Below are 21,132 nucleotides of genomic sequence, written 5' to 3' on the forward strand. Positions count from 1 at the left end.
CGGAGTTGGCCTGCGCGAACATCATCAGTTCCACGTCCGACGGCTTGCGGCCCAGTTCGCCGAAGCGCTGGCGCAGGTAGTCGATCTCGTCCTGGGCCATGGCCAGGCCGAGGCGGCTGTTGGCTGCCTCCAGGTCATCCAGGGCGATCCGTTCCAGCTCACCGCGGGCCGGGGCGCTGAACAGCGCCTGCGCCTGGGCGGTCTCGGCCAGCACGGACTGGGTCATCGGGTCGTGCAGCGCGCGGATCACCGCCTCCTGCGCAGCCGCGTCGGCCGGCCAGCCGGCCAGATCGATGCGCAGGCCGCGTTCGACCCGGCGGATCGGCTGCCCGGCGCCGCGGACCAGCTCGGTGGCCTTGCTCGACCACGGCGACAGCGTGCCCAACCGCGGCACCACGAAGCGCGATACCGCCCCGTCCTCAGGCCCGGCCAGGTCCGGCTGGGCTTCCAGGATCCGGCTCAGGATCGCCGGGTCCGGGGCCGCATCGCCCTCGGTCTGGATGAAGTAGACATGCCAGGCACCGGTGATGCGCAGATCGGCGGCCAGGGACTGCAGGCGGGATTCAAGACGTTCGCGGCGGAACGGCGAAAGGGCGGATGCGCCCTCGAGGACCATCATGTCCGGGGAACCGTGGTTGGGAACGGGGCCCACTATTGTACCCAACTCGGCCGCCGCGGCCCGGCCCGGGGGATCGGCCGCCCAAGCAGGGGGCCAGGGGCGTTCACGCCCGAACCATGCGCTGGTTCACGGATTGCGCCGGGATTACATGACAACGTTATCACCACCTGGCCCAGTGCCCGGTGCTGTCCGTCCCCCATGTCGTTGCCGGCCTCTCTCACCGGCGCCCGGACCTGCTGCACGCATGCCGCCATCCCGGCGGCATGCGCCCACCTGATCGGAGACCGACCATGCCAGACCCGATTGCGCGCCGTGCAGTGACATCGTTTTCCTCCCCCGCCCTCATGCCGCGCCGACAGCGCTGGCTGCTCGCCTTGGCCCTGGCCGCTGCCGCTGGCACCCCCACGCTGGTGCAGGCCGCGAACTGTACCGGGGTACCCGAATGGAACGGCGCGGCCATCTACCTGGCCGGCCAGACCCTGCAGAAAGGCGGCGTGCTGTACCGCGCCAACCAGGACATCTGGAACGCCCCGCCCGACCACCCGGCCGGTGCGCCCTACTACACCAACCTGGGCGCCTGCGATGGCAGCGGCAGCAACCAGCCGCCCAGCGTCGCACTGACCTCGCCCACGGCCGGGGCCAGCTTCACCGCCGGCAGCAGCATCACCGTCAGCGCCAATGCCAGCGACACCGACGGCAGCATCAGCAAGGTCGAGTTCTTCCGTGGCGGCACCTCGCTGGGCATCGACACCAGCGCGCCTTACAGCGTGGTGTGGAGCAACGCCTCGGCCGGCAGCCACACCTTCAAGGCGGTGGCCACCGACAACAACAACGCGGTGACCTCCTCGGCCACGGTCAACGTGACCGTCACCGCGGCCAGCGACGACACCACCCCGCCCAGCGTGCCGGGTGGGCTGGCCTCACCTTCCAGGACCGCCACCACGGTGAACCTGACCTGGAACGCCGCCACCGACAACAGCGGCGGCAGCGGCGTGGCCGGCTACGACGTGTACCGCAACGGCAGCCTGGTCGGCTCACCCAGTGCCACCCAGTACACCGATGGCGGCCTCACCGCGAGCACGGCCTACACCTACACCGTGCGCGCGCGCGACAACGCCGGCAACGCCTCGGCGCAGAGCGGCTCGATCAGCGTGACCACGGCCGCCGGCGGCGGCGGGGGCGGCAACAAACGCGTGATCGGCTACTTCACCCAATGGGGCATCTACGGCCGCAATTACCAGGTCAAGAACATCGACACCAGCGGCTCGGCAGCCAAGCTGACCCACATCAACTACGCCTTCGGCAATGTACGCAACAACCGCTGCGAAGTGGGCGTGACCCAGGCCTCCGACCCGAACACCGGCGTGGGCGGTGATGCGTATGCCGACTATGGCAAATCCTTCGCTGCCGGCGACAGCGTCAGTGGCACGGGCGACACGTGGGACCAGCCGCTGCGCGGCAACTGGAACCAGCTCAAGCAGCTCAAGGCCAAGCACCCGAACATCAAGGTGCTGATCTCGCTCGGCGGCTGGACCTGGTCGCGCGGCTTCTCCAGCGCGGCGCAGCCGGCCAACCGGCAGGCGTTCGTGGCCTCGTGCATCGATGCCTACATCAAGGGCAACCTGCCGGTCGCCGACGGTGCGGGCGGCGCAGGTGCCGCGCTCGGCGTGTTCGATGGCATCGACATCGACTGGGAGTACCCGGTGGCCTGCGGGCTGAGCTGCGGCACGCCGGCGGACAACGCCAACTTCACCGCGCTGCTGGCCGAGTTCCGCCGCCAGCTCGATGCGGTGCGGCCGGGCCTGCTGCTGACGGTCGCCGTGGGCGCAGGCGTGGACAAGATCCGCGTGACCGATCCGGCCAGCTACCACCCGTACCTGGATTTCATCAACGTGATGACCTACGACTTCCACGGCGCGTGGGATCCGCAGACCAACCACCACTCGGCGCTGTTCGATTCACCGGCCGATCCCTCCACCGGTGACCAGAAGTTCTACAACAGCAATGATGCGATGGAGGCCTTCCTCAGCCGCGGGGTGCCGGCCAGCAAGTTGAACCTGGGCATCGGCTACTACGGGCGCGGCTGGACCGGTGTGGCCAGCGGCAACAACGGCCTCTACAAGAGCGCCAGCGGGGCTGCGCCGGGCACCTACGAAGCCGGCATCGAAGACTGGAAGGTGCTGAAGAACCTCAACTGGCCGGTCTACACCGACAACGTCGCCAAGGCCACGTGGATCTCCAACGGCACCACGTTCTGGAGTCTGGACACGCCGGCGATGGTTACCGAGAAAATGGGCTATGTGAAAACACAGGGCCTGGGCGGTGCGTTCTTCTGGGAGTTCAGTGGCGATGATGCGCAGGGCACCCTGACCAAGGCGATCAGCGACGGCTTGAAGTGATGCCGTGGCGCGGGACGCGGCCCCGCTGATCGAGCAGGGCGCTCCCGCCGAGTGAAAAAAACGCCCCGGCCTGGCCGGGGCGTTCTGTTTCAGCGGCTACCGCCTGCCGAGACGCGCTCCAGCGCCGCCTTGAGCTGGGCCGGCGGCAGGTAGCCACCGAGCTGGGTGCCGTCGGCGGCGAAGATCGCCGGCGTGCCGTTGACGCCCATCTGCTGGCCAAGCTTGTACTGCATGGCCACCGGATTGGTGCAGTTCTTCGGGGTGACCGCCTTGCCGGTCTTGGCCGCGGTCAAGGCCTGCTTGCGATCGGCCGCGCACCAGACCGAGATCATGTCGGTGTAGTCCTGGCTGCCCAGGCCCATGCGCGGAAACGCGAGGTATTCCACGGTGATGCCGTTGCGGTTGAGCTCGGCGATGTCCTGGTGCAGCTTGCGGCAGTAACCGCACTCGATGTCGGTGAAGACGCTGACGGTGTACTTCGCATTCGGCGCAGCGAACACGATGCGCTCGTTGTGCGGCACGCCATCGAGCAGCTTGCGGCGGTAGCTGAGCAGGCCCTGGCTGCTCACCGGCGCCGTGTTCTGGATGTCGTACGGCTGGGACTGCATCAGGTAACGGCCGTCATCGGAGACGTACAGCACCTGGCCGCCGACCAGCACCTCGCGGAAACCGGCAAACGGCGCGGCCCCGATGAAATCGGGCTTGAAGGTCGGATCCAGCTGCTGCAGCGCGGTGCGCACGCGCTGGTCGGCATCACCGGCAGCGGCCGGGGCCGGGGCCGGGGCGGCGGCAGTGGAGTTGGCCGCCGGGGCGGACGGTTGCTGCGCGCAGGCAGTCAGGCTGAGCGCGCCGAAGAGCGCCGCAATGGCAACACGGAGCATCGAGCATTCCGGTGTAAGAGGTCAGGCTGGATTCTCGCACAGCTGCCTGCTCACGCAGCTGGACCGCAGTGGAACGGTGACGCGCGGCCCGGTTCTGCCCGCCCCCTCAGCCGCGCGGGTGGTGCTTGGCGTGCAGTTTCTGCAGGTGTTCGCGGGCGACCAGCGTGTAGATCTGGGTGGTGGACAGCGAACTGTGGCCCAGCAGCATCTGCAGCGCGCGCAGGTCGGCGCCGCGGTTGAGCAGATGGGTGGCAAAGCTGTGGCGCAGGCCGTGCGGGCTGATCCTGACCGGATCGATCCCGGCCAGGACCGCGTATTTTTTCACCAGTCCCCAGAACTGCTGGCGGCTGAGCGGGTGCAGCGAGGGCTCCAGGAACATCGGCACGGCGCCATCCTGCGGCGTCGGCACGTTGCGCTTGCCGGTGAGCTGCGGCCGCGACTCCCCCAGATAACGCTCAAGCCAGTGCTGGGATTCTTCCCCAAGCGGTACCAGCCGCTCCTTGCTGCCCTTGCCGGTCACGCGCAGCACGCCCTGGCGCAGGTTGACGGCATTGGCTGGCAGGTTGACCAGTTCACTCACGCGCAGGCCCGCGGCATACATCAGCTCCAGCATGGCGCGGTCGCGCAGCCCGAGCGGCGTCTCGATGTCAGGGCTGGCCAGCAGGGCGTCGATCTGGCTTTCGGCCAGCGCCTTGGGCAGCAGCCGCGGCAGCTTGGGCGGGTCCAGCAGCGCACTGGGGTCATCTGTGCGCTCGCCGCGGCGCACGGCATCGGCGAAGAAGGCACGCAGGGCGGAGAGCAGGCGGGCGTTGCTGCGTGGCGACCAGCCATGGCGCGAGCGCCAGGCGAGGTAATCGAAGAGCGCGGCGCGGTCGAGCCCGGCCAAGCCCCCCGTGGCGCCATCACGCCAGCGCGCCAGACCTTCGAGATCGCGCCGGTAGCTGTCCAGGCTGGCCCGGGCCAGGCCGTGTTCGGCCCAGGCGGTGTCGAGGAAGCGCTGGATGCGGACGTTGTCGTCGTCGCGCAGCGCGGGCAGGTGCTGGACAAGCTGGCGGCGCAGGGCGGGGGTGGTGGCGTCGGACATGTGGACAGCATACGGAGCGGAACACGCGTGGGCCATCGAACGCGGGCGGCGGGCCGGGTATGCTCCGGAACATGACCGATACCGCGCTGTCGTCCCCTGCTGCTGATCGCCCTGCATCGTTGCTGCTGTGGCGGTTGTTGTCGCTGTTGTACGACCTCTTCCCGGCGCTGGCGTTGTGGATGCTGCTCGGTGCGGTGTTCGTGGCGATCTACACGTTGAGCGGCCATGCGGAGCGCGAGAACATCGCACCGTTCAGTGCATGGCAGTGGGCGTTGTGGGCGTGCTGCTGGGTGGTGACGGGGCTGTACGCGACGATGAGCTGGCGTCGTGGTGGGCAGACGCTGGGGATGCGGCCGTGGCGGTTGCGGGTGGTGTCGTTGGACGGCACGGTGCCGACGCGCGGGCAGTTGTGGCGGCGCTATGCGGTAGGGTCGCTGTCGGTATTGGCGGCCGGCCTGGGGTTCTGGTGGGCGCTGGTGGATCGGCAGCGGCTGACCTGGCATGACCGGGCCAGCGGGACACGGGTTGTGCGGTTGCCGAAGCGTTGAAGGCAACTGCCAACCGCAATGCGCAAAACGCAAAACGCAAAACGGCAGTGTCTCTGTTTTCTCTGTGTTTGCGGAGAGGCGCAACCCATTTCTGGACCCGCCGCAAGTACGTCCCTGTAGGCTCGTAGTGCGCCATCCATGGCGCACTACGGTCCTGAAATGGGCTGCGCCTCTCCGCATTGACAGATCACGTAATGCGGTTGGTAGAAGCGGAATTACTGCGTGCCTGAGGTACCGCGCTGAACACCGAGTGTCGCGATCAAGATGCCTCAAGGAGCGCAACCTTCATCGCGAAGTCGAACGTTGGCTCAATCGATAAATTCATTCGCCGCTCTGCCGCTCTGCCGCTCTGCCGCTCGACCAACAGGATTCGACACGAGCAAAGGCGCCTGCGCATTCCATCAGAACGGGTAGAGCCGGGCCATGCCCGGCTGCTCTCCCCTCCCCACCAGCACGATCGGAGGCGCGGCGGGATTACCAGGCCGGGACCGTTGGGGGGCCCTGGGTGGGCGGACACAGCCCCCACGGGGGGGGGGTTGGGGGGGGGGCGGGCGGGGGGGGGCGGCCTCTTTTTTTTTTTTTTCTTTTCTTCTTTTTTTTATCTTTTTTTTTTTTTTTTTTAAAAGATCGCGCCCCCCCCCACTTCCCCCCCCCTCCCCCCCCNNTCCCGGAATGGTGAGCCCGTCGCGCCTAGCCTGAGAGAACATGGTGGCCGCTTTGGCTTTGGTCTTTGGCTCTTGCAGCGTTTGACATCTTCCGCTCGAGCGGAAAAATCAGCCCGACTTTCGTCGGAACAACCACCCGGATACCACCATCATCACGATCGGTGGCAACGCATACGCAATCCGATAATCGAACTTCAACGCACCCGCCATCCGGCCGAAGAACAACTGCAGCAACCAGAAGCCCAGCGCGAACAGAATGCCCAGGAACAAGCGCTTGCCCATGCCGCCACTGCGCAGCGAACCAAATGCGAACGGCACCGCCGCCAGGCACAGCGCCAGCACATTGATCGGATAGAACCAGCGGCTCCAGTACACATCCTCGTAATCGCGCGCGTCCAGCCCATTGCGCTTGCGGTACTCGATGCTGGTGCGCAGATCCATCGCCGTCAGATTGCGTGGCTTGGAAATGCCGCTGGCCAGCGCCGCCGCATCCAGGCGTGAATCCCACGGCTCGGACTCAGCCGTCTCGCGCGTTGCCGAACGCTCACCGAAGGTGTCGCGGCGGACCTTGTTCAGGACCCAGCCGTCGGCGCCATGCTCGGCGGTGGTGGCATAGGTGAGCGATGCCAGGCGACCGTCGTCGGCGATCTTGTACAGGCGCACATCGTGCAGGATCAGGCGCGTACCGCCGCCGGCCTGCAGCTGCTCGTCGCCGCTCTGGGCGTTGAGGAAGGTATCGCCTTCGCGCGCCCATACACCGGAGTAGCGGGCCGCGCTCAGGCTGCTGCCCCACTTGGCGCTGATCTTGATGTCGTCGGCCTTGCTCTGGCCCCACGGGCCCAGCGTTTCGCCGCTGAACACCATCACCGCGGTCATCAGCGACAGCGCGATCGCCACCGAGACACTCAGCCGCTTGCGCGACAGGCCCAGCGCGCGCAGGGCGGTGAGCTCGGAGGTGGCGGCCAGCTGGCCCAGGCCCATCAGCGCGCCGATCACGGCCGCGGTCGGGAAGAAGGTATAGGCACGGCGCGGCACGGTGTACAGCACCCAGGCGGCGGCGTGACCAAGGGTGTAGCTGCCCTTGCCCACGTCCTTGAACTCACCGGAGAAGGCCATCACCACGTCCAGGCCGACCAGCACTGCCCAGGTCAGCAGGACGGTGCCGAACACGGCACGGCCCAGGTACAGATCAAACCGCATGGGGCGCAACACGTTCATGCGGTCCTCCGGGGACGCGACAGTTTGCCGTCGCGGAAGTACATCCACAGGGCGAGGGCCAGCAACGGCAAGGTCAGCCACCACAGGCCCGCCACGGCGGGGATCTTGCCATCGGCGATCCAGCGGGTGCCGATGAACATCAGGTTCATGCCCACCATGTAGGCCAGGAAGGCCAGCATCATCCGGCCGTAGCGCTGCTGGCGCGGCGAGCTGCGGGCCAACGGCAGGGTCATCAGGGCGAAAGCCAGCGCGATCAGCGGCGGGGCGATGCGCGAGTGCAGCTGAGCCTGGGCTTCAGGGCGTTCATCGCCGAACAGCTGGGTGGTGCGCAGCAGTTCGGGATCGTCGTCCTTGCGGGTCTCGGCACCGTCGGGCATGGCCACGTCGTTGCGGGCGAAGGTCATCAGCTTGTAGTCCAGCGCGCCATTGGCCGGGCCTTCGACCTGGTGGCCGTCGTCCAGTTCCAGGTAGCGCTGCTTGGCACCCTCGAAGTACATCCGGCCGTGATCGGCGGAGATCACCTCAAGGCGGTCCTCCTTCTGGCGCTGCAGGAAGACCTTGCCCAGCTGGGTGCCGTCGGGGGAGACCGAGGACAGGTAGACCACGCCGCCATTGGGCAGGGAGGTGAACTTGCCCGCTTCCAGGCCGGCCATCACCACGCTGCGGTTGGCCTCGTCGATCATCGTCTCGCCGGTGCGGTCGGCCCAGGGGCCCAGCCACAGCGAGCACAAGGCGATCAGCCCGACTACCGGCAACACCAGCATCAGCAGCGGGCGCAGCAGGCGCTTGGGACCGACGCCGATGGCGGTGATGACCGCCATTTCCGAATCCCGGTAGAGCCGGGCCGTGGCCAGCAGCAGGCCCAGCATCAGCGCCAGCGGCAGGATCAGCGGCATATAGACGATGAACTGCAGGCCCAGCTGGGAGAACAGCAGGCGGGCAGGCAGGCGGCCGTCGGCGATGTTGCCGAGGATGTCCACCAGGACACCGCCGACGCTCACCACCAGCAACACGATCAGGGTGGCCAGGAAACTCTGGACGAAATCACGCAGGAGATAGCGATCGAGCTTCGACATGGGGCGGTGGTTTAAACTCTCGGATTCGTTCGCGGTGCTGCCCAGTCTACTGACGGGACGTAAACAGCTCGCGATTGTACGGATTTGCCAACGGAATCTGATCAATGGCCCTGGAATTCACCCTGAACCACGCAGCGCCGGCCTCGGCCGAGTGCGATTGCGTCATCGTCGGCGCCTACGCCGACCAGACCCTGAGCCCGGCGGCACAGGCCCTGGACACCGCGTCCGGTGGCCGCCTGTCGGCCCTGGTCGCCCGCGGCGACGTGGGCGGCAAGACCGGCAACACCACCGTGCTGCACGATCTGCCCGGCGTCAGCGCCGCACGCGTGCTGGTGGTCGGGCTGGGTGAGCCGGCCAAATTCGGCGTGCCGCAGTACCTCAAGGCGGTCGGCGATGCCAGCCGCGCCCTGAAGAGCGGGGTCAACCACCACGCGCTGCTGACCCTGACCGAGATCGAGGTCAAGGGCCGCGATGCCGCCTGGAACATCCGCCAGGCCATCATCACCGCCGACCACGCCGCCTACCGCTACAGCGCCACGCTGGGCAAGAAGAAGGCCGACGAGCCCGGCCTGACCACGCTGGCCATCGCCGGCACGGACACCGCAGCCCTGGCCCAGGGCCAGGCCATCGCCGCCGGCGTGCAGTACGCCCGCGAGCTGGGCAACCTGCCGCCGAATGTCTGCACCCCGGCCTACCTGGCCGAATCCTCGGTCGCGTTCGCCCAGGCCCATGAAGGCGCCGAAGCGGAGATCCTGGACGAGCACCAGATGGAAGCGCTGGGCATGGGCTCGCTGCTGGCCGTGGCCCGTGGTTCGGCCAACCGCCCGCACCTGGTCGTGCTGAAGTGGAACAACGGTGGCGACGCCAAGCCCTACGTGCTGGTCGGCAAGGGCATCACCTTCGATACCGGTGGCGTCAACCTGAAGACCCAGGGCGGCATCGAGGAAATGAAGTACGACATGTGCGGTGGCGCCAACGTCATCGGCACCTTCGTCGCGGCCGTCACGGCCAAGCTGCCGCTGAACCTGGTGGTGGTGGTGCCGGCGGTGGAGAACGCCATCGACGGCAATGCCTACCGCCCCTCGGACGTGATCACCTCGATGTCGGGCAAGACCATCGAAGTGGGCAACACCGACGCCGAAGGCCGCCTGATCCTGTGCGACGCCCTGACCTACGCGCAACGCTTCGAGCCGGCCGCGCTGATCGACGTGGCCACCCTGACCGGCGCCTGCCTGGTTGCCCTGGGCCACCAGACCGCCGGCCTGATGACCAAGCACGACGACCTGGCCAACGAACTGCTGGCCGCCGGCGAGCACGTGTTCGACCGCGCCTGGCGCCTGCCGCTGTGGGACGAGTACCAGCCGATGCTGGATTCCAGCTTCGCCGACATCTACAACATCGGCGGCCGCTGGGCTGGCGCGATCACCGCCGGCTGCTTCCTGTCGCGCTTCGCCGAAGGCCAGCGCTGGGCCCACCTGGACATCGCCGGCGTGGCCAGCGATGAAGGCAAGCGTGGCATGGCCACCGGTCGCCCGGTCGGCCTGCTGAGCCAGTGGCTGCTGGACCAGGTCGCCCGCGCCTGATGCCCTGCCCGATCGCGGCCGCCCATCGGTGGCCGCGATCCCGCCCGGCCTGGCGCCGGGTTCTCCCTCCGCTCCAGGCCCTGCCATGTCCCGTGCTGATTTCTACCTGATCGCCAAGCCCCGCTTCCTGACCGAGCCGTTGCGGCTGGTCTGTGAACTGGCCCGCAAGGCCAACGACGCCGGGCTGTTCACCCTGGTGCTGGCGCGCGACCAGGCCCAGGCCGAAGAGCTGGACGAACTGCTGTGGGCGTTCGACAACGATGCCTACATCCCGCACCAGATCGCCGGCGAAGACATGGACGAGGAAGAGGCGCTGGTGCTGATCGCCGTCCCCGGTACCGAGGCCCCCGCCCGGCCGCTGGTGATCAACCTGCGTGACGACCCCTACCTGGCCGCCTGCGACCGCGTGCTGGAAGTGGTGCCGGCCGATCCGGAAGCGCGCGAACCACTGCGCGAGCGCTGGCGCCAGTACAAGGCGCTGGGCTTTGACCTGAACAAGTACGACATGTAACCCGCGCGGCGTCCGTCCGGTCGCCGCCGCCCCCGGAGACCCTTGATGCGCCTGCTGATCGCCCTGATCTTTCCCTGGTTCGCCTTCTTCACCATCGGCCGCCCGATCGCAGGCATCCTCTGCCTGATCCTGCAGATCACGCTGATCGGCTGGCTGCCCGCCGCGATCTGGGCCGCCTACGCGGTCTCACAGTTCCATACCGACCAGAAGATCCGTCGCGCCTTAGGGCGCTGAGCTTCCGGCACCCCCACCTTCCGTATTCGATCCTGGTTCCCGCATGACCCAACTCGCCTCCAGCTACGACCCCAAAACCTTTGAAACCGCGTTGTACGACGCGTGGGAGAAGGCCGGCCATTTCAAGCCGTCCGGCAAGGGCGAGCCGTACACCATCCTGCTGCCGCCGCCGAACGTGACCGGCACGCTGCACATGGGCCATGCCTTCCAGCAGACCCTGATGGATGCGCTGGTGCGCTACCACCGCATGCGCGGCTACGACACGTTGTGGCAGGTGGGCACCGACCACGCCGGCATCGCCACCGAGATGGTGGTGTCGCGCAACCTGGCGCTGGCCGGCCAGGGCGAGACCCGCGATTCGCTGGGCCGCGACGGCTTCATCGAAAAGGTGTGGGAGTGGAAGGCGCAGTCCGGTGACACCATCGAGCGCCAGATGCGCCGCCTGGGCACCTCCAGCGACTGGTCGCGCAGCACCTTCACCATGGACCCGCAGCCGTCCGAAGCGGTGATCGAGGCCTTCGTGCGCTGGCACGAGCAGGGCCTGATCTACCGTGGCCAGCGCCTGGTCAACTGGGATCCGGTGCTCAAGACCGCCATCTCCGATCTGGAAGTGGAGAGCGTGGAGGAAGACGGCTTCCTGTGGTCGATCAGCTACCCGCTGGCCGATGGCAGCGGCACCCTGACCGTGGCCACCACGCGCCCGGAAACCATGCTGGGCGACACCGCGGTGATGGTGCACCCGGACGATGAGCGCTACGCGCACCTGATCGGCAAAATGGTGAAACTGCCGCTGACCGATCGCGAGATTCCGGTGATCGCCGATGATTACGTCGACCGCGAGTTCGGTACCGGCGTGGTCAAGGTCACCCCGGCACACGATTTCAACGATTACCAGGTCGGCCTGCGCCACAGCCTGCCGATGATCAACCTGTTCACCCCGGAGGCGGCGATCAACGACAACGCCCCGGAGAAGTACCGCGGGCTGGACCGTTACGAAGCACGCAAGGTGATCCTGGCCGAGCTGGAAGACCTGGGCATCCTGGTCGAGACCAAGGCACACAAGCTGCAGGTGCCGCGTGGTGATCGCACCCAGCAGGTGATCGAGCCGTACCTGACCGACCAGTGGTTCGTGAAGATGGACGTGCTGGCCAAGCGCGGCCTGGAGCTGGTCGAGAACGGCAGCATCCAGTTCGTCCCGGCCAACTGGATCAACACCTACCGCCACTGGATGGAGAATATCCAGGACTGGTGCATCAGCCGCCAGCTCTGGTGGGGCCATCGCATTCCCGCTTGGTACGACGAGTCCGGCAAGGTCTACGTCGGCCGCAGCGAAGAAGAAGTGCGCAGCAAGCACGGCCTGGGCGCCGATGTGGTGCTCAACCAGGACAACGACGTGCTGGACACCTGGTTCAGCTCCGGCCTGTGGACCTTCTCCACCCTGGGCTGGCCGGAACAGACCGAGTTCCTGAAGAAATTCCACAGCACCGACGTGCTGGTCACCGGCTTCGACATCATCTTCTTCTGGGTCGCCCGGATGATCATGTTGACCATGCACTTGGTCAAGGACGAGAACGGTACGCCGCAGGTACCGTTCAAGACGGTCTACGTGCATGGCCTGGTGCGTGATGGCCAGGGCCAGAAGATGTCCAAGTCCAAGGGCAACGTGCTCGACCCGCTGGACATCATCGACGGTATCGAGCTCGAAGCCCTGGTTGAAAAGCGCACCAGCGGCATGATGCAGCCCAAGCTTGCGAAGAAGATCGAGAAGCAGACCCGCGACGAGTTCGAAGGCGGCATCGCCAGCTACGGTACCGACGCCCTGCGCTTCACCTTCTGCTCGCTGGCGTCCACCGGCCGCGACATCAAGTTCGACATGGGCCGTGTCGAGGGCTATCGCAACTTCTGTAACAAGATCTGGAACGCCGCGCGCTATGTGCTCGACAAGGGCGAGGACTGCGGCCAGAACGGTGAGGCCTACGAGCTCTCGCTGGCTGATCGCTGGATCATCTCGCAGCTGCAGCGCACCGAAGCCGAAGTCACGCGTCATCTGGATCAGTTCCGTTTCGACCTGGCTGCCCAGGCACTCTATGAGTTCATCTGGAACCAGTATTGCGACTGGTACCTGGAGCTGTCCAAGCCGGTGCTGTGGGACGAGAACGCTCCGGTGGAGCGCCAGCGCGGTACCCGTCGTACCCTGGTGCGCGTGCTGGAAGTGGCGTTGCGCCTGGCGCATCCGTTCATGCCGTTCATCACCGAAGAAATCTGGCAGCGCCTGGCGCCGCTCGCCGGTGTGCAGGGCAAGACGATCATGCTGCAGCCTTGGCCGGTGGCCAATGAAAGCCGCATCGACACCGCCGCCGAAGACGATATCGAGTGGCTCAAGGGCCTGATGCTCGGCGTGCGCAACATTCGCGGCGAGATGAACATCGGTCCGGGCAAGCCGCTGGCGTTGTTCCTCAAGAACACCGGCAGCCAGGACCAGCGTCGTCTGCAGGAAAACGATGCCTTGCTCAAGAAGCTCGCCAAGCTGGAGTCCATCACCGTGCTGGACGATGGCCAGGAAGCGCCTCTGAGCGCTACTGCGCTGGTCGGTGAAATGGAAGTGCTGGTGCCCATGGCCGGGCTGATCGACAAGGACGCCGAACTGGCTCGCCTGGACAAGGAGATCCAGCGCCTGAACGGTGAAGTCGCTCGCGTGGGCGGCAAGCTGTCCAATGCAGCCTTCGTCGACAAGGCACCCCCCGCCGTCATCGACAAAGAGCGCGCCAAACTGGCCGAAGCCGAACAGGCATTGACCAAGCTGGCTGAACAGCACGCGCGGATCGCCAGCCTGTAATCCGTCTGCTGGCCTCTTCGCGGGCAAAGCCCGCTCCCACAGAGCGTTGTGTGGGAGTGAGCTCTGCCCGCGAAGAGGCCCCCGCCCCTACCGGTAACCTCTCCATGTCCACCCCGCCAAAACCTACCCTGCACCCGCGCAATCGCCACCAGGGTCGCTACGATTTCCCGCAATTGATCAAGAGCCATCCGGACCTTGCCCGGTTCGTCATCCTCAACCCGTATGGCAAGCAAAGCATCGACTTCGCCGATCCTGCGGCGGTGAAGGTGTTCAACCGGGCGTTGCTCAGGACCCTCTATGGCATTGAGCACTGGGACATCCCGGATGGCTACCTGTGTCCGCCCATACCCGGACGGGCCGACTATTTGCACTGCCTGGCCGACCTGCTGGCCGAAAGCAACGGCGGCGAGATTCCGCGGGGCGCCGGCGTCAGGGCGCTCGACGTGGGTGTAGGTGCCAACTGCATCTATCCCCTGCTGGGCCACAGTGACTATCGCTGGCAATTCGTGGGCTCCGACATCGACCCGGTGGCACTGGCCTCGGCCAACACCATCGTGCAGGCCAACAAACTGGGCAAAGCCATTTCCCTGCGCCAGCAGACGCAGCCCCGACAGATTCTCCAGGGACTGCTGGGCCGCGAAGAACGGTTCGCCGTGACCCTGTGCAATCCACCTTTCCACGCGTCGTTGCAGGAAGCGACCCGCGGCAGCCAGCGCAAATGGCGCGCGCTGGGCAAGGCCGATCCCAAGCGCAAGTTGCCCGTGCTCAACTTTGGCGGTCAGAACAACGAGTTGTGGTGTGAAGGCGGCGAGATTCGCTTCGTGACACAGTTGATCAACGAAAGCGTGGCCGTGGGACAGCAGGTGCTGTGGTTCTCGACGCTGGTGTCCAAGGCCTCCAACCTGCCGGCCATTCAGGCAGCCTTTGGCAGGGTCAATGCCGTGCAGGTCCGAGTGGTGGAAATGGGCCAAGGCCAGAAGCAAAGCCGCTTCGTCGCCTGGACCTTCCAGCCCGAGCCAGCCGGCAAAAACTGGTTCAGCTGACTGATTCACGGCGCACTGCGGCCCCTGTGGGAGCGGGCTCTGCCCGCGAAGCAGCCACCACGCGTTGCGAGCTTCGCGGGCAGAGCCCGCTCCCACAGATGCTCACAGACCGCGCCTATGGATTTACAGGCACAAAAAAACCGCGCCCGGGTTGACCCGCGGCACGGTTCGTCGAGCCGTTACAATTACTTGTTAACGGAATCGGTCAGCACTTTGGCTGGGACGAACTTGACGACTTTCTTGGCAGCGATTTCGATGGCAGCGCCAGTCGAAGGGTTACGGCCAGTGCGGGCAGGACGCTCGGTGATTTTCAGCTTGCCGATACCAGGCAGAGTGATCTCGCTGCCATTTTCCAATTGATCGGCAACGATCTGGCCCAGCTGCTCGATAGCGTTGCGCGCGGTGGTTTTCGGCGCGTCGATAGCTTCAGCGATATCGGCGATCAGTTGGTCTTTGGTTAATGCCATGGTGGTGTACCTTCCCTATCAAATTCAATTGGATTGCAAAGTGCAGCGTAAGTCGGAGCCGGGCGTGCGACGTCCGCCGGGGCTCGCGTTTCGGTCATGCCAATCGCCATTGTAGATACCCAGAATGACGTTTGGTTCGACTCGAAAGCCGCTCTCTGCGGGGCTTCACGGCCTCGTGGGCCGCAAGACCGGGCAAAACTAGCACAGAGCCAAACAAATATCCGCCACTAGCGGCCCTTTTATTCAGCTTTATCATGGGTTTGGCCAAAAAGTAGACGATTTCGTCGTTTCAGCGCACGCGCAGGCCACCGGCAATCCGTAAAACCCCTATCTACGTTACACTTCGCCCCTTTGTGGCACGGCCCGCTCCAGCCGCCGTGCCCATCAGTCAGACAAGCCGAGAAGCCCATGCCGATCCGTCACTGCATCGTCCATTTGATCGACAAGAAACCCGACGGCACGCCCGCCGTGCTTCATGCGCGCGACAGCGAGCTGGCCGAGTCCAGCGCCATCGAACATCTGCTTGCCGACCTCAACGAAAGTTACAACGCCAAGCAGGGCAAGGCCTGGGGCTTCTTCCATGCCGAGTCCGGTGCGCACCCATTCAGCGGCTGGCTCAAGGACTATCTGGACGAGGGCCGCGACTTCACCCAGTTCAGCCGCACGGCCGTCGAGCACCTGCAGAAGCTGATGGAAGAATCCAACCTGTCCACCGGTGGGCACGTGCTGTTCGCGCATTACCAGCAAGGCATGACCGATTACCTGGCCATTGCCTTGCTGCATCACAGTGAAGGCGTGGCCGTGACCTCAGAGCTCGACGTGACCCCGTCGCGGCACCTGGACCTGGGGCAACTGCACCTGGCGGCGCGCATCAACCTGTCGGAGTGGCAGAACAACAAGCAGTCCAAGCAGTACATCTCGTTCATCAAGGGCAAGAACGGCAAGAAGGTCTCGGAGTACTTCCGCGATTTCATCGGCTGCCAGGAAGGCGTGGATGGTCCGGGAGAAACGCGGACACTGCTCAAGGCGTTCAGCGACTTCGTCGAGAGCGAGGACCTGCCAGAAGAGTCGGCGCGGGAGAAAACCCAGACGCTTGTGGAGTACGCCACCAGCCAGACCAAGATGGGCGAGCCGGTCACGTTGAAAGAGCTGTCGGGTCTGATCGATGAAGAGCGCCCGCAGGCGTTCTATGACCATATCCGCAACAAGGATTACGGTTTGTCGCCGGAGATTCCGGCCGACAAGCGCACCCTCAACCAGTTTCGTCGCTTCACCGGGCGGGCCGAGGGGCTGTCGATCAGCTTCGAGGCGCATCTGCTGGGCTCGAAGATCGAGTATGACGAAGAAGCCGGTACCTTGATCATCAAGGGCCTGCCGTCGCAACTGACCGACCAGCTCAAACGACGCAAGGATTGACTGAGTGGTTACCGACCGCTAAGCGGGCGCTGCGGGGTGTCAATCGGACCGCAGCGTGGCCTTCGCGGGCAGAGCCCGCTCCCACAATCGGCGGGGGAGCAGGCGGTGTGGGGTGTCCGGCTTGACGTCGCCGCTACGGTGTTGTGATCGCAAAACCCACTCGCGGGAAATGCACATGCACCACGCCGGCGCGCGCGTCTTCACGCCGGATGATCAATTCCTCGGCCCCAGCAAACAACAGCTCGCCCTGCACGGGGTCGACACCATAGTCCACGGCCGAGATGCTCACCTGGTCGCCCGCCTTGAACCCGTTGGGGTCCTCGAACGTTTCATCGGGCAAGTCTGCCGGAGTGGCCGCTTTGGCAATCGCTAGGGCCTCGTCGGCAGTCAGCTCGCTATAGGTGCCGTGGCCAAAACCCAGTACGCGACCCAGCCAGGCGTGGATGGCAGGGTAGGCATCCACCAGCGGTGCGGTGACCGGAGTGCCCTTGAGAAACCACAACAGGTGGGCCATGGAGAAATCAGCCAGGGTAGGTTCGCCAAACAGGTACTCACCCTCTGCGTTCTGCAGTTGCTGTTCCAGGCGCGCCATGAACGTCGGCCATTGATGCTTGGCCTGCTCCACCGGCAGACGCGTGGCCGTGCCGCCCTGGAACAGCGCCATGCGATCGGCAATGAAGGCCTTGGCGGCGTCTTCGGGCAGACGCGACAGACGGGCGCTGATGGACTCGGGCTGGAACACCAGGCTGACGGCATGCTGGAACAGCACCGAATCGGCCCAGGCGGCGAAAGTGGCCACGGTGAGTTCCTGGCCAAGGGGCAGCAGCGCCGGCAAGGCTTTCTCCTGCTCCAGCCGTCGAGCGATCAGGGCTGTGTCGCAATAGACATCGGCGCCGACCTGCAGCACTGGCGTCTTGCGATAGCCACCGGTCAGCGCCGTCAGATCAGGCTTGGGCATGATCGGCGAAATCAGTACCGAGCGCCACGCGAGCCCTTTGAAGCCGAGCATCAGGCGGGCCTTCTCGGCGAACGGCGAGGTCGGATAGTGATGCAGGATCAACTCGGACATATCGGCTCCAGCAGCGGATGGGAAAGCCCACAGCTTACTCGCCCTCGCCCGCAGCACATACCCCTGTAGGTGTACCTGAATGAACGCACGCCCGAACGCGGCTCGCGATCCCTGTAGCAGCGGCGCAAGCCGCGTCGGCGGTGCACGCGGTGTGCGTGAACAAACGCACAACCCCGAACACGGCTCGCGATCTCTGTAGCAGCGGCGCAAGCCGCGTCGGCGGTGTATGCGCTGTGCCTGAATGAACGCGGTGAAGCCGGACGCGGCTTGCGCCGCTGCTACAGGGGGGTGAATGTGGCTACGAGGTGTTCCTTGGCGGGCTTGCGCAGGCGCTTGATCAGCCGTTCGTGGCGCAAGGCTTCGCTTTTGCTTGGCCATGCTTCCACGTACACCAACGCCACTGCCGGGCTGGACAGGAAGAACCGCGCGCCCTTCCCACTCTGGTGCTTGGCGAAACGGCGCTGCGGATCGTCACTGATGCCGCAGTAAAGCGAGCCATTCGCCGCGCGCACCAGGTAGACGTACCAAGGCTTGGATGGCGCGATAGCGGTCATCGATTCAGCAGCGTCTGTGAGCAAGCAAAATCACTCCACCTTAGTCGCCACCGCACCTACATGCAGCGTACGCCCTGCACCCATGCCGGCGGCCGTGGCCGCGACGCCGATGACGGCGAACACCCAACCCACTGCGCCCCACCCACCCGTCATGTCGTGCACCAGACCGACCGCAAAGGGCCCCATCGACGCGATGGTGTAGCCCACGCCCTGGGCCATGCTCGACAGATTGGCCGCCACATGGGCATCACGCGAGCGCAGCACGATCAAAGTCAGTGCCAGCGCGAACACCCCGCCCTGGCCCAACCCCAGCACGATCGCCCAGCCCCACATCCCACCCAGAGGTGCGTAAAGAAGGCCGAACAACCCAGCCAGGCTCAGCGCCATTACCGCGAGAATCGGCAGGCGCTGATCACGGCCGCGGGTGGCCAGCCATGGCACGGTCAACGCGCTGGGCAACTGCACGATGATCGAGAATGACATGACCAGACCCGCTTCCGCAGCCGACAACCCGCGCCCGATCAGGATCGACGGCAACCAGCCGAAGACGATATACGCCAGCGAGGACTGCAGCCCCATGAACAGCGTGACCTGCCACGCCAACGGATCACGAAACAGCCCACTGACACGATAGCGAGCGCGCTGCACACCATGCTTCTGTCGCGTCTGCGGCCACCAGAACACCGCAGCCAGCAACGCCGGCACCATCCAGAACGCCAGGCCGATGCGCCAGCTGTCATCGAAATACTGGCTCAGCGGAACGCTGGAACCGGCCGCCAATGCCGCTCCCAGGCATAACGCCATGGTGTAGACGCCGGTCATCGTGCCAGCCTGTCGGGCGAAGTCGCGCTTGACGATGCCAGGCAGCAGCACACCGATGATCCCGATACTGCCACCGGCCACCAGGCTGCCGATGAACAAGCCCCAGATGCCCAACTGACTGCGCAAAGCGATACCGGCCGCCAGCACGAGCAACACGCCAAGGACCACGCGCTCGCTGTCGAAGCGGCGAGCCAGCAAAGGCGCCAGCGGCGCGAAAAGGCCCAGGCACAGAACCGGGAGCGTGGTCAGCAGACCGGCCGTCGAGCCGCTCAGGCCGAGGCTGGCCGAGACCTGCGCGAGCAACGGCGCCATGCTCGACAGGGCCGGACGCAGGTTGAGCGCCACCAGCACCAGACCAAGGATCAGCAACCAGGGTTTATGCAGCGGCGTGACGATATCGCGACTCGAAGGGGTACAGTTGGCAGTAGGCATAAAAGTCCAGAAACGAAAGTGCGGACCATTGCCAGGACGAGAATGCCTGGTGGTCTCTTGGATACGGCTTTGAACGAAGAAGCGTAGAGCCTATTGCCAGCAATGGCAAATGCCTGGCTAGCAGTGTGTCCTTCAGACCGCGGCGCGCCCTTCGCGGGCAGAGCCCGCTCCCACAACTGAGCCCCATGAAAGGCGCGGCTCCCCTGTGGGAGGGGGTATGTCAGCAATGGCAAATACCTGGCTGGCAGTGTGCCCTTCACCCCGCGGCGCGCCCTTCGCGGGCAGAGCCCGCTCCCACAACAGGGCTCCACAACAGGACCTCACAACATGCGCGGATCCCCTGTGGGAGCGGGCTCTGCCCGCGAAGCAGGCGCCGCGGTGCAGCAGACCTGAGACGAAAAAACCCGGGCACAGGCCCGGGTTTTTGGTTTGCTGCAAACAGTGATCAGTGCAGGATCTGACTCAAGAACATCCGCGTCCGGTCACTCTGCGGGTTGTCGAAGAAGTCGTTCGGCGCGGCCTGCTCGACGATCTCCCCCTTGTCCATGAAGATCACCCGGTTCGCCACGGTGCGGGCGAAGCCCATTTCGTGCGTCACGCAGAGCATGGTCATGCCATCCTCGGCCAGGCCGATCATGGTGTCGAGCACTTCCTTGACCATTTCCGGGTCGAGCGCCGAAGTCGGTTCGTCGAACAGCATGATCTTGGGCTTCATGCACAGCGCCCGCGCAATGGCCACACGCTGTTGCTGACCACCGGACAACTGACCCGGAAACTTGTGCGCCTGCTCCGGAATGCGTACGCGCTCCAGGTAATGCATGGCGATTTCCTCGGCCTGGCGCTTGGGCATCTTGCGCACCCACATCGGCGCCAGCGTGCAATTCTGCAGGATGGTCAGGTGCGGGAACAGGTTGAAGTGCTGAAACACCATGCCCACTTCGCGACGTACCGTTTCGATCTGCTTGAGATCGTTGGTCAGCTCCACGCCGTCGACGATGATGGTGCCCTTCTGATGCTCTTCCAGACGATTCAGGCAACGAATGGTGGTCGACTTGCCCGAACCCGAAGGCCCGCACAACACGATACGCTCGCCCTGGGTCACGTTCAGGTTGATGTCCTTGAGCACGTGGAACTGGCCGTACCACTTGTTCACGCCTTGCATCTGGATGATGCCCGGAGCGCCGGCCGGTTTCTTGATCGCTTCACTCATGATTAAGCTCCTAACGCTTGTGGCCAGTGTCCAGCTTGCGCTCCAGGTGCATGGAGTAGCGGGACATACCGAAACAGAAGATCCAGAACACCAGGGCCGCGAACACGTAGCCCTCGGTCGCCATGCCCAGCCATGCGGGGTCGGCTGCCGCCTGCTTGACGCTGTTGAGCAGGTCGAACAGGCCGATGATGATCACCAGGCTGGTGTCCTTGAACAATGCAATGAAGGTGTTGACGATGCCCGGAATGACCATCTTCAGGGCCTGCGGCAGGATCACCAGACCCATGCTGCGCCAGTAGCCCAGCGCCATGGCCGAAGCCGCCTCGTACTGCCCCTTGGGAATGGCCTGCATACCACCGCGCACCACCTCGGCGACATAGGCCGATTGGAACAGGATCACGCCGATCAGCGCACGTAGCAGCTTGTCGAAGTTCATGCCCTCAGGCAGGAACAGCGGCAGCATCA

At 65.2% G+C, this 21,132-nt stretch carries 18 protein-coding genes and 1 pseudogene; 8 read left to right on the plus strand and 11 right to left on the minus strand.

Features of this window, described 5'->3' with window-relative positions; translation table 11 throughout:
- Positions 1 to 619: pseudogene (locus B2V21_RS02060) on the minus strand (phosphoribosylformylglycinamidine synthase); the annotation flags it as partial.
- 290 nt (positions 620 to 909) lie between these two features.
- On the opposite strand from B2V21_RS02060, the gene B2V21_RS02065 reads away from it, so the two are divergent.
- Complete coding sequence (locus B2V21_RS02065) at positions 910 to 3,018, plus strand: glycosyl hydrolase family 18 protein (protein WP_286915899.1); 2,109 nt, start codon at positions 910 to 912, stop codon at positions 3,016 to 3,018.
- Positions 3,019 to 3,107: 89 nt separating this feature from the next.
- Here B2V21_RS02065 and B2V21_RS02070 read toward each other — a convergent pair whose 3' ends face one another.
- Both B2V21_RS02070 and xerD read right to left on the minus strand, forming a co-directional pair.
- Entirely contained in the window at positions 3,108 to 3,899 is a 792-nt protein-coding gene (locus B2V21_RS02070) for a thioredoxin fold domain-containing protein (protein ID WP_286915900.1), read from the minus strand.
- Positions 3,900 to 4,005: 106 nt separating this feature from the next.
- Positions 4,006 to 4,935 (minus strand): site-specific tyrosine recombinase XerD, encoded by a 930-nt coding sequence (gene xerD, locus B2V21_RS02075; RefSeq protein WP_414708335.1) that lies wholly within the window; start codon positions 4,933 to 4,935, stop codon positions 4,006 to 4,008.
- A 107-nt stretch (positions 4,936 to 5,042) separates the two neighbouring features.
- On the opposite strand from xerD, the gene B2V21_RS02080 reads away from it, so the two are divergent.
- A complete protein-coding gene (locus B2V21_RS02080; RefSeq protein WP_088433912.1) occupies positions 5,043 to 5,531 on the plus strand; it encodes an RDD family protein in 489 nt (162 codons plus the stop codon).
- Between the two features lie 773 nt (positions 5,532 to 6,304).
- Here the strand turns inward: B2V21_RS02080 and lptG are convergent.
- Together lptG and lptF are read right to left on the minus strand one after the other, a co-directional pair.
- Complete coding sequence (gene lptG / locus B2V21_RS02085; RefSeq protein ID WP_286915901.1) at positions 6,305 to 7,414, minus strand: LPS export ABC transporter permease LptG; 1,110 nt, start codon at positions 7,412 to 7,414, stop codon at positions 6,305 to 6,307.
- A complete protein-coding gene (gene lptF, locus B2V21_RS02090; RefSeq protein WP_286915902.1) occupies positions 7,411 to 8,490 on the minus strand; it encodes an LPS export ABC transporter permease LptF in 1,080 nt (359 codons plus the stop codon). Before lptF ends, lptG begins: the two co-directional genes overlap by 4 nt.
- A gap of 110 nt (positions 8,491 to 8,600) precedes the next feature.
- Here lptF and B2V21_RS02095 point away from each other — a divergent pair, with 110 nt between their 5' ends.
- The 5 genes from B2V21_RS02095 (at position 8,601) to rlmF (ending at position 14,697) form a co-directional block, all read left to right on the plus strand.
- Positions 8,601 to 10,073 carry a leucyl aminopeptidase gene (locus tag B2V21_RS02095; protein WP_414708336.1) on the plus strand — a complete coding sequence of 491 codons (1,473 nt, stop codon included), beginning with the start codon at positions 8,601 to 8,603 and terminating at the stop codon, positions 10,071 to 10,073.
- An 85-nt stretch (positions 10,074 to 10,158) separates the two neighbouring features.
- Complete coding sequence (locus B2V21_RS02100; RefSeq protein ID WP_019182556.1) at positions 10,159 to 10,584, plus strand: DNA polymerase III subunit chi; 426 nt, start codon at positions 10,159 to 10,161, stop codon at positions 10,582 to 10,584.
- A gap of 45 nt (positions 10,585 to 10,629) precedes the next feature.
- The gene (locus tag B2V21_RS02105) at positions 10,630 to 10,818 is read left to right on the plus strand and encodes a YqaE/Pmp3 family membrane protein (RefSeq protein ID WP_088432079.1); all 189 of its coding nucleotides are present in this window, start codon (positions 10,630 to 10,632) and stop codon (positions 10,816 to 10,818) included.
- 43 nt (positions 10,819 to 10,861) lie between these two features.
- Positions 10,862 to 13,654: a valine--tRNA ligase gene (locus B2V21_RS02110; RefSeq protein ID WP_286915904.1), complete on the plus strand. Its 2,793-nt coding sequence runs from the start codon at positions 10,862 to 10,864 to the stop codon at positions 13,652 to 13,654.
- 104 nt (positions 13,655 to 13,758) lie between these two features.
- Positions 13,759 to 14,697, plus strand: a complete 939-nt coding sequence (rlmF, locus tag B2V21_RS02115; RefSeq protein ID WP_286915905.1) for a 23S rRNA (adenine(1618)-N(6))-methyltransferase RlmF — start codon at positions 13,759 to 13,761, stop codon at positions 14,695 to 14,697.
- A gap of 185 nt (positions 14,698 to 14,882) precedes the next feature.
- On the opposite strand, the gene B2V21_RS02120 is transcribed toward rlmF, so the two are convergent.
- Entirely contained in the window at positions 14,883 to 15,164 is a 282-nt protein-coding gene (locus B2V21_RS02120; RefSeq protein WP_043186365.1) for an HU family DNA-binding protein, read from the minus strand.
- A 408-nt stretch (positions 15,165 to 15,572) separates the two neighbouring features.
- On the opposite strand from B2V21_RS02120, the gene yejK reads away from it, so the two are divergent.
- Positions 15,573 to 16,580, plus strand: a complete 1,008-nt coding sequence (gene yejK / locus B2V21_RS02125; protein WP_049861824.1) for a nucleoid-associated protein YejK — start codon at positions 15,573 to 15,575, stop codon at positions 16,578 to 16,580.
- 133 nt (positions 16,581 to 16,713) lie between these two features.
- Here yejK and B2V21_RS02130 read toward each other — a convergent pair whose 3' ends face one another.
- From B2V21_RS02130 to B2V21_RS02150, 5 genes are all read right to left on the minus strand, one after another.
- Positions 16,714 to 17,649, minus strand: coding sequence for a glutathione S-transferase family protein (locus B2V21_RS02130; protein ID WP_286915906.1), 936 nt, complete (start codon positions 17,647 to 17,649; stop codon positions 16,714 to 16,716).
- A 278-nt stretch (positions 17,650 to 17,927) separates the two neighbouring features.
- Positions 17,928 to 18,203 (minus strand): GIY-YIG nuclease family protein, encoded by a 276-nt coding sequence (locus B2V21_RS02135; RefSeq protein ID WP_286915910.1) that lies wholly within the window; start codon positions 18,201 to 18,203, stop codon positions 17,928 to 17,930.
- A 30-nt stretch (positions 18,204 to 18,233) separates the two neighbouring features.
- On the minus strand, positions 18,234 to 19,457 hold the full coding sequence (locus B2V21_RS02140) for a CynX/NimT family MFS transporter (RefSeq protein WP_282349191.1): 1,224 nt from the start codon (positions 19,455 to 19,457) through the stop codon (positions 18,234 to 18,236).
- Positions 19,458 to 19,902: 445 nt separating this feature from the next.
- Complete coding sequence (locus B2V21_RS02145) at positions 19,903 to 20,667, minus strand: amino acid ABC transporter ATP-binding protein (protein ID WP_049861820.1); 765 nt, start codon at positions 20,665 to 20,667, stop codon at positions 19,903 to 19,905.
- Between the two features lie 10 nt (positions 20,668 to 20,677).
- Positions 20,678 to 21,132: amino acid ABC transporter permease (locus tag B2V21_RS02150; RefSeq protein WP_286915907.1), on the minus strand; the 455-nt coding region annotated here is incomplete at its 5' end.

Source organism: Pseudomonas sp. UBA6276 (assembly GCF_002438365.1).
GTDB lineage: Bacteria > Pseudomonadota > Gammaproteobacteria > Pseudomonadales > Pseudomonadaceae > Aquipseudomonas > Aquipseudomonas coleopterorum.

Bases quoted from the DNA above. Each gene is read 5' to 3' on its own strand.
- rlmF (WP_286915905.1), top strand. From the start codon at position 13,759: ATGTCCACCCCGCCAAAACCTACCCTGCACCCGCGCAATCGCCACCAG.
- B2V21_RS02135 (WP_286915910.1), bottom strand. From the start codon at position 18,203: ATGACCGCTATCGCGCCATCCAAGCCTTGGTACGTCTACCTGGTGCGC.
- B2V21_RS02120 (WP_043186365.1), bottom strand. From the start codon at position 15,164: ATGGCATTAACCAAAGACCAACTGATCGCCGATATCGCTGAAGCTATC.
- B2V21_RS02130 (WP_286915906.1), bottom strand. From the start codon at position 17,649: ATGTCCGAGTTGATCCTGCATCACTATCCGACCTCGCCGTTCGCCGAG.
- B2V21_RS02145 (WP_049861820.1), bottom strand. From the start codon at position 20,667: ATGAGTGAAGCGATCAAGAAACCGGCCGGCGCTCCGGGCATCATCCAG.
- yejK (WP_049861824.1), top strand. From the start codon at position 15,573: ATGCCGATCCGTCACTGCATCGTCCATTTGATCGACAAGAAACCCGAC.
- B2V21_RS02100 (WP_019182556.1), top strand. From the start codon at position 10,159: ATGTCCCGTGCTGATTTCTACCTGATCGCCAAGCCCCGCTTCCTGACC.
- B2V21_RS02070 (WP_286915900.1), bottom strand. From the start codon at position 3,899: ATGCTCCGTGTTGCCATTGCGGCGCTCTTCGGCGCGCTCAGCCTGACT.
- B2V21_RS02105 (WP_088432079.1), top strand. From the start codon at position 10,630: ATGCGCCTGCTGATCGCCCTGATCTTTCCCTGGTTCGCCTTCTTCACC.
- B2V21_RS02065 (WP_286915899.1), top strand. From the start codon at position 910: ATGCCAGACCCGATTGCGCGCCGTGCAGTGACATCGTTTTCCTCCCCC.
- lptG (WP_286915901.1), bottom strand. From the start codon at position 7,414: ATGAACGTGTTGCGCCCCATGCGGTTTGATCTGTACCTGGGCCGTGCC.
- B2V21_RS02140 (WP_282349191.1), bottom strand. From the start codon at position 19,457: ATGCCTACTGCCAACTGTACCCCTTCGAGTCGCGATATCGTCACGCCG.
- B2V21_RS02110 (WP_286915904.1), top strand. From the start codon at position 10,862: ATGACCCAACTCGCCTCCAGCTACGACCCCAAAACCTTTGAAACCGCG.
- B2V21_RS02080 (WP_088433912.1), top strand. From the start codon at position 5,043: ATGCTCCGGAACATGACCGATACCGCGCTGTCGTCCCCTGCTGCTGAT.
- lptF (WP_286915902.1), bottom strand. From the start codon at position 8,490: ATGTCGAAGCTCGATCGCTATCTCCTGCGTGATTTCGTCCAGAGTTTC.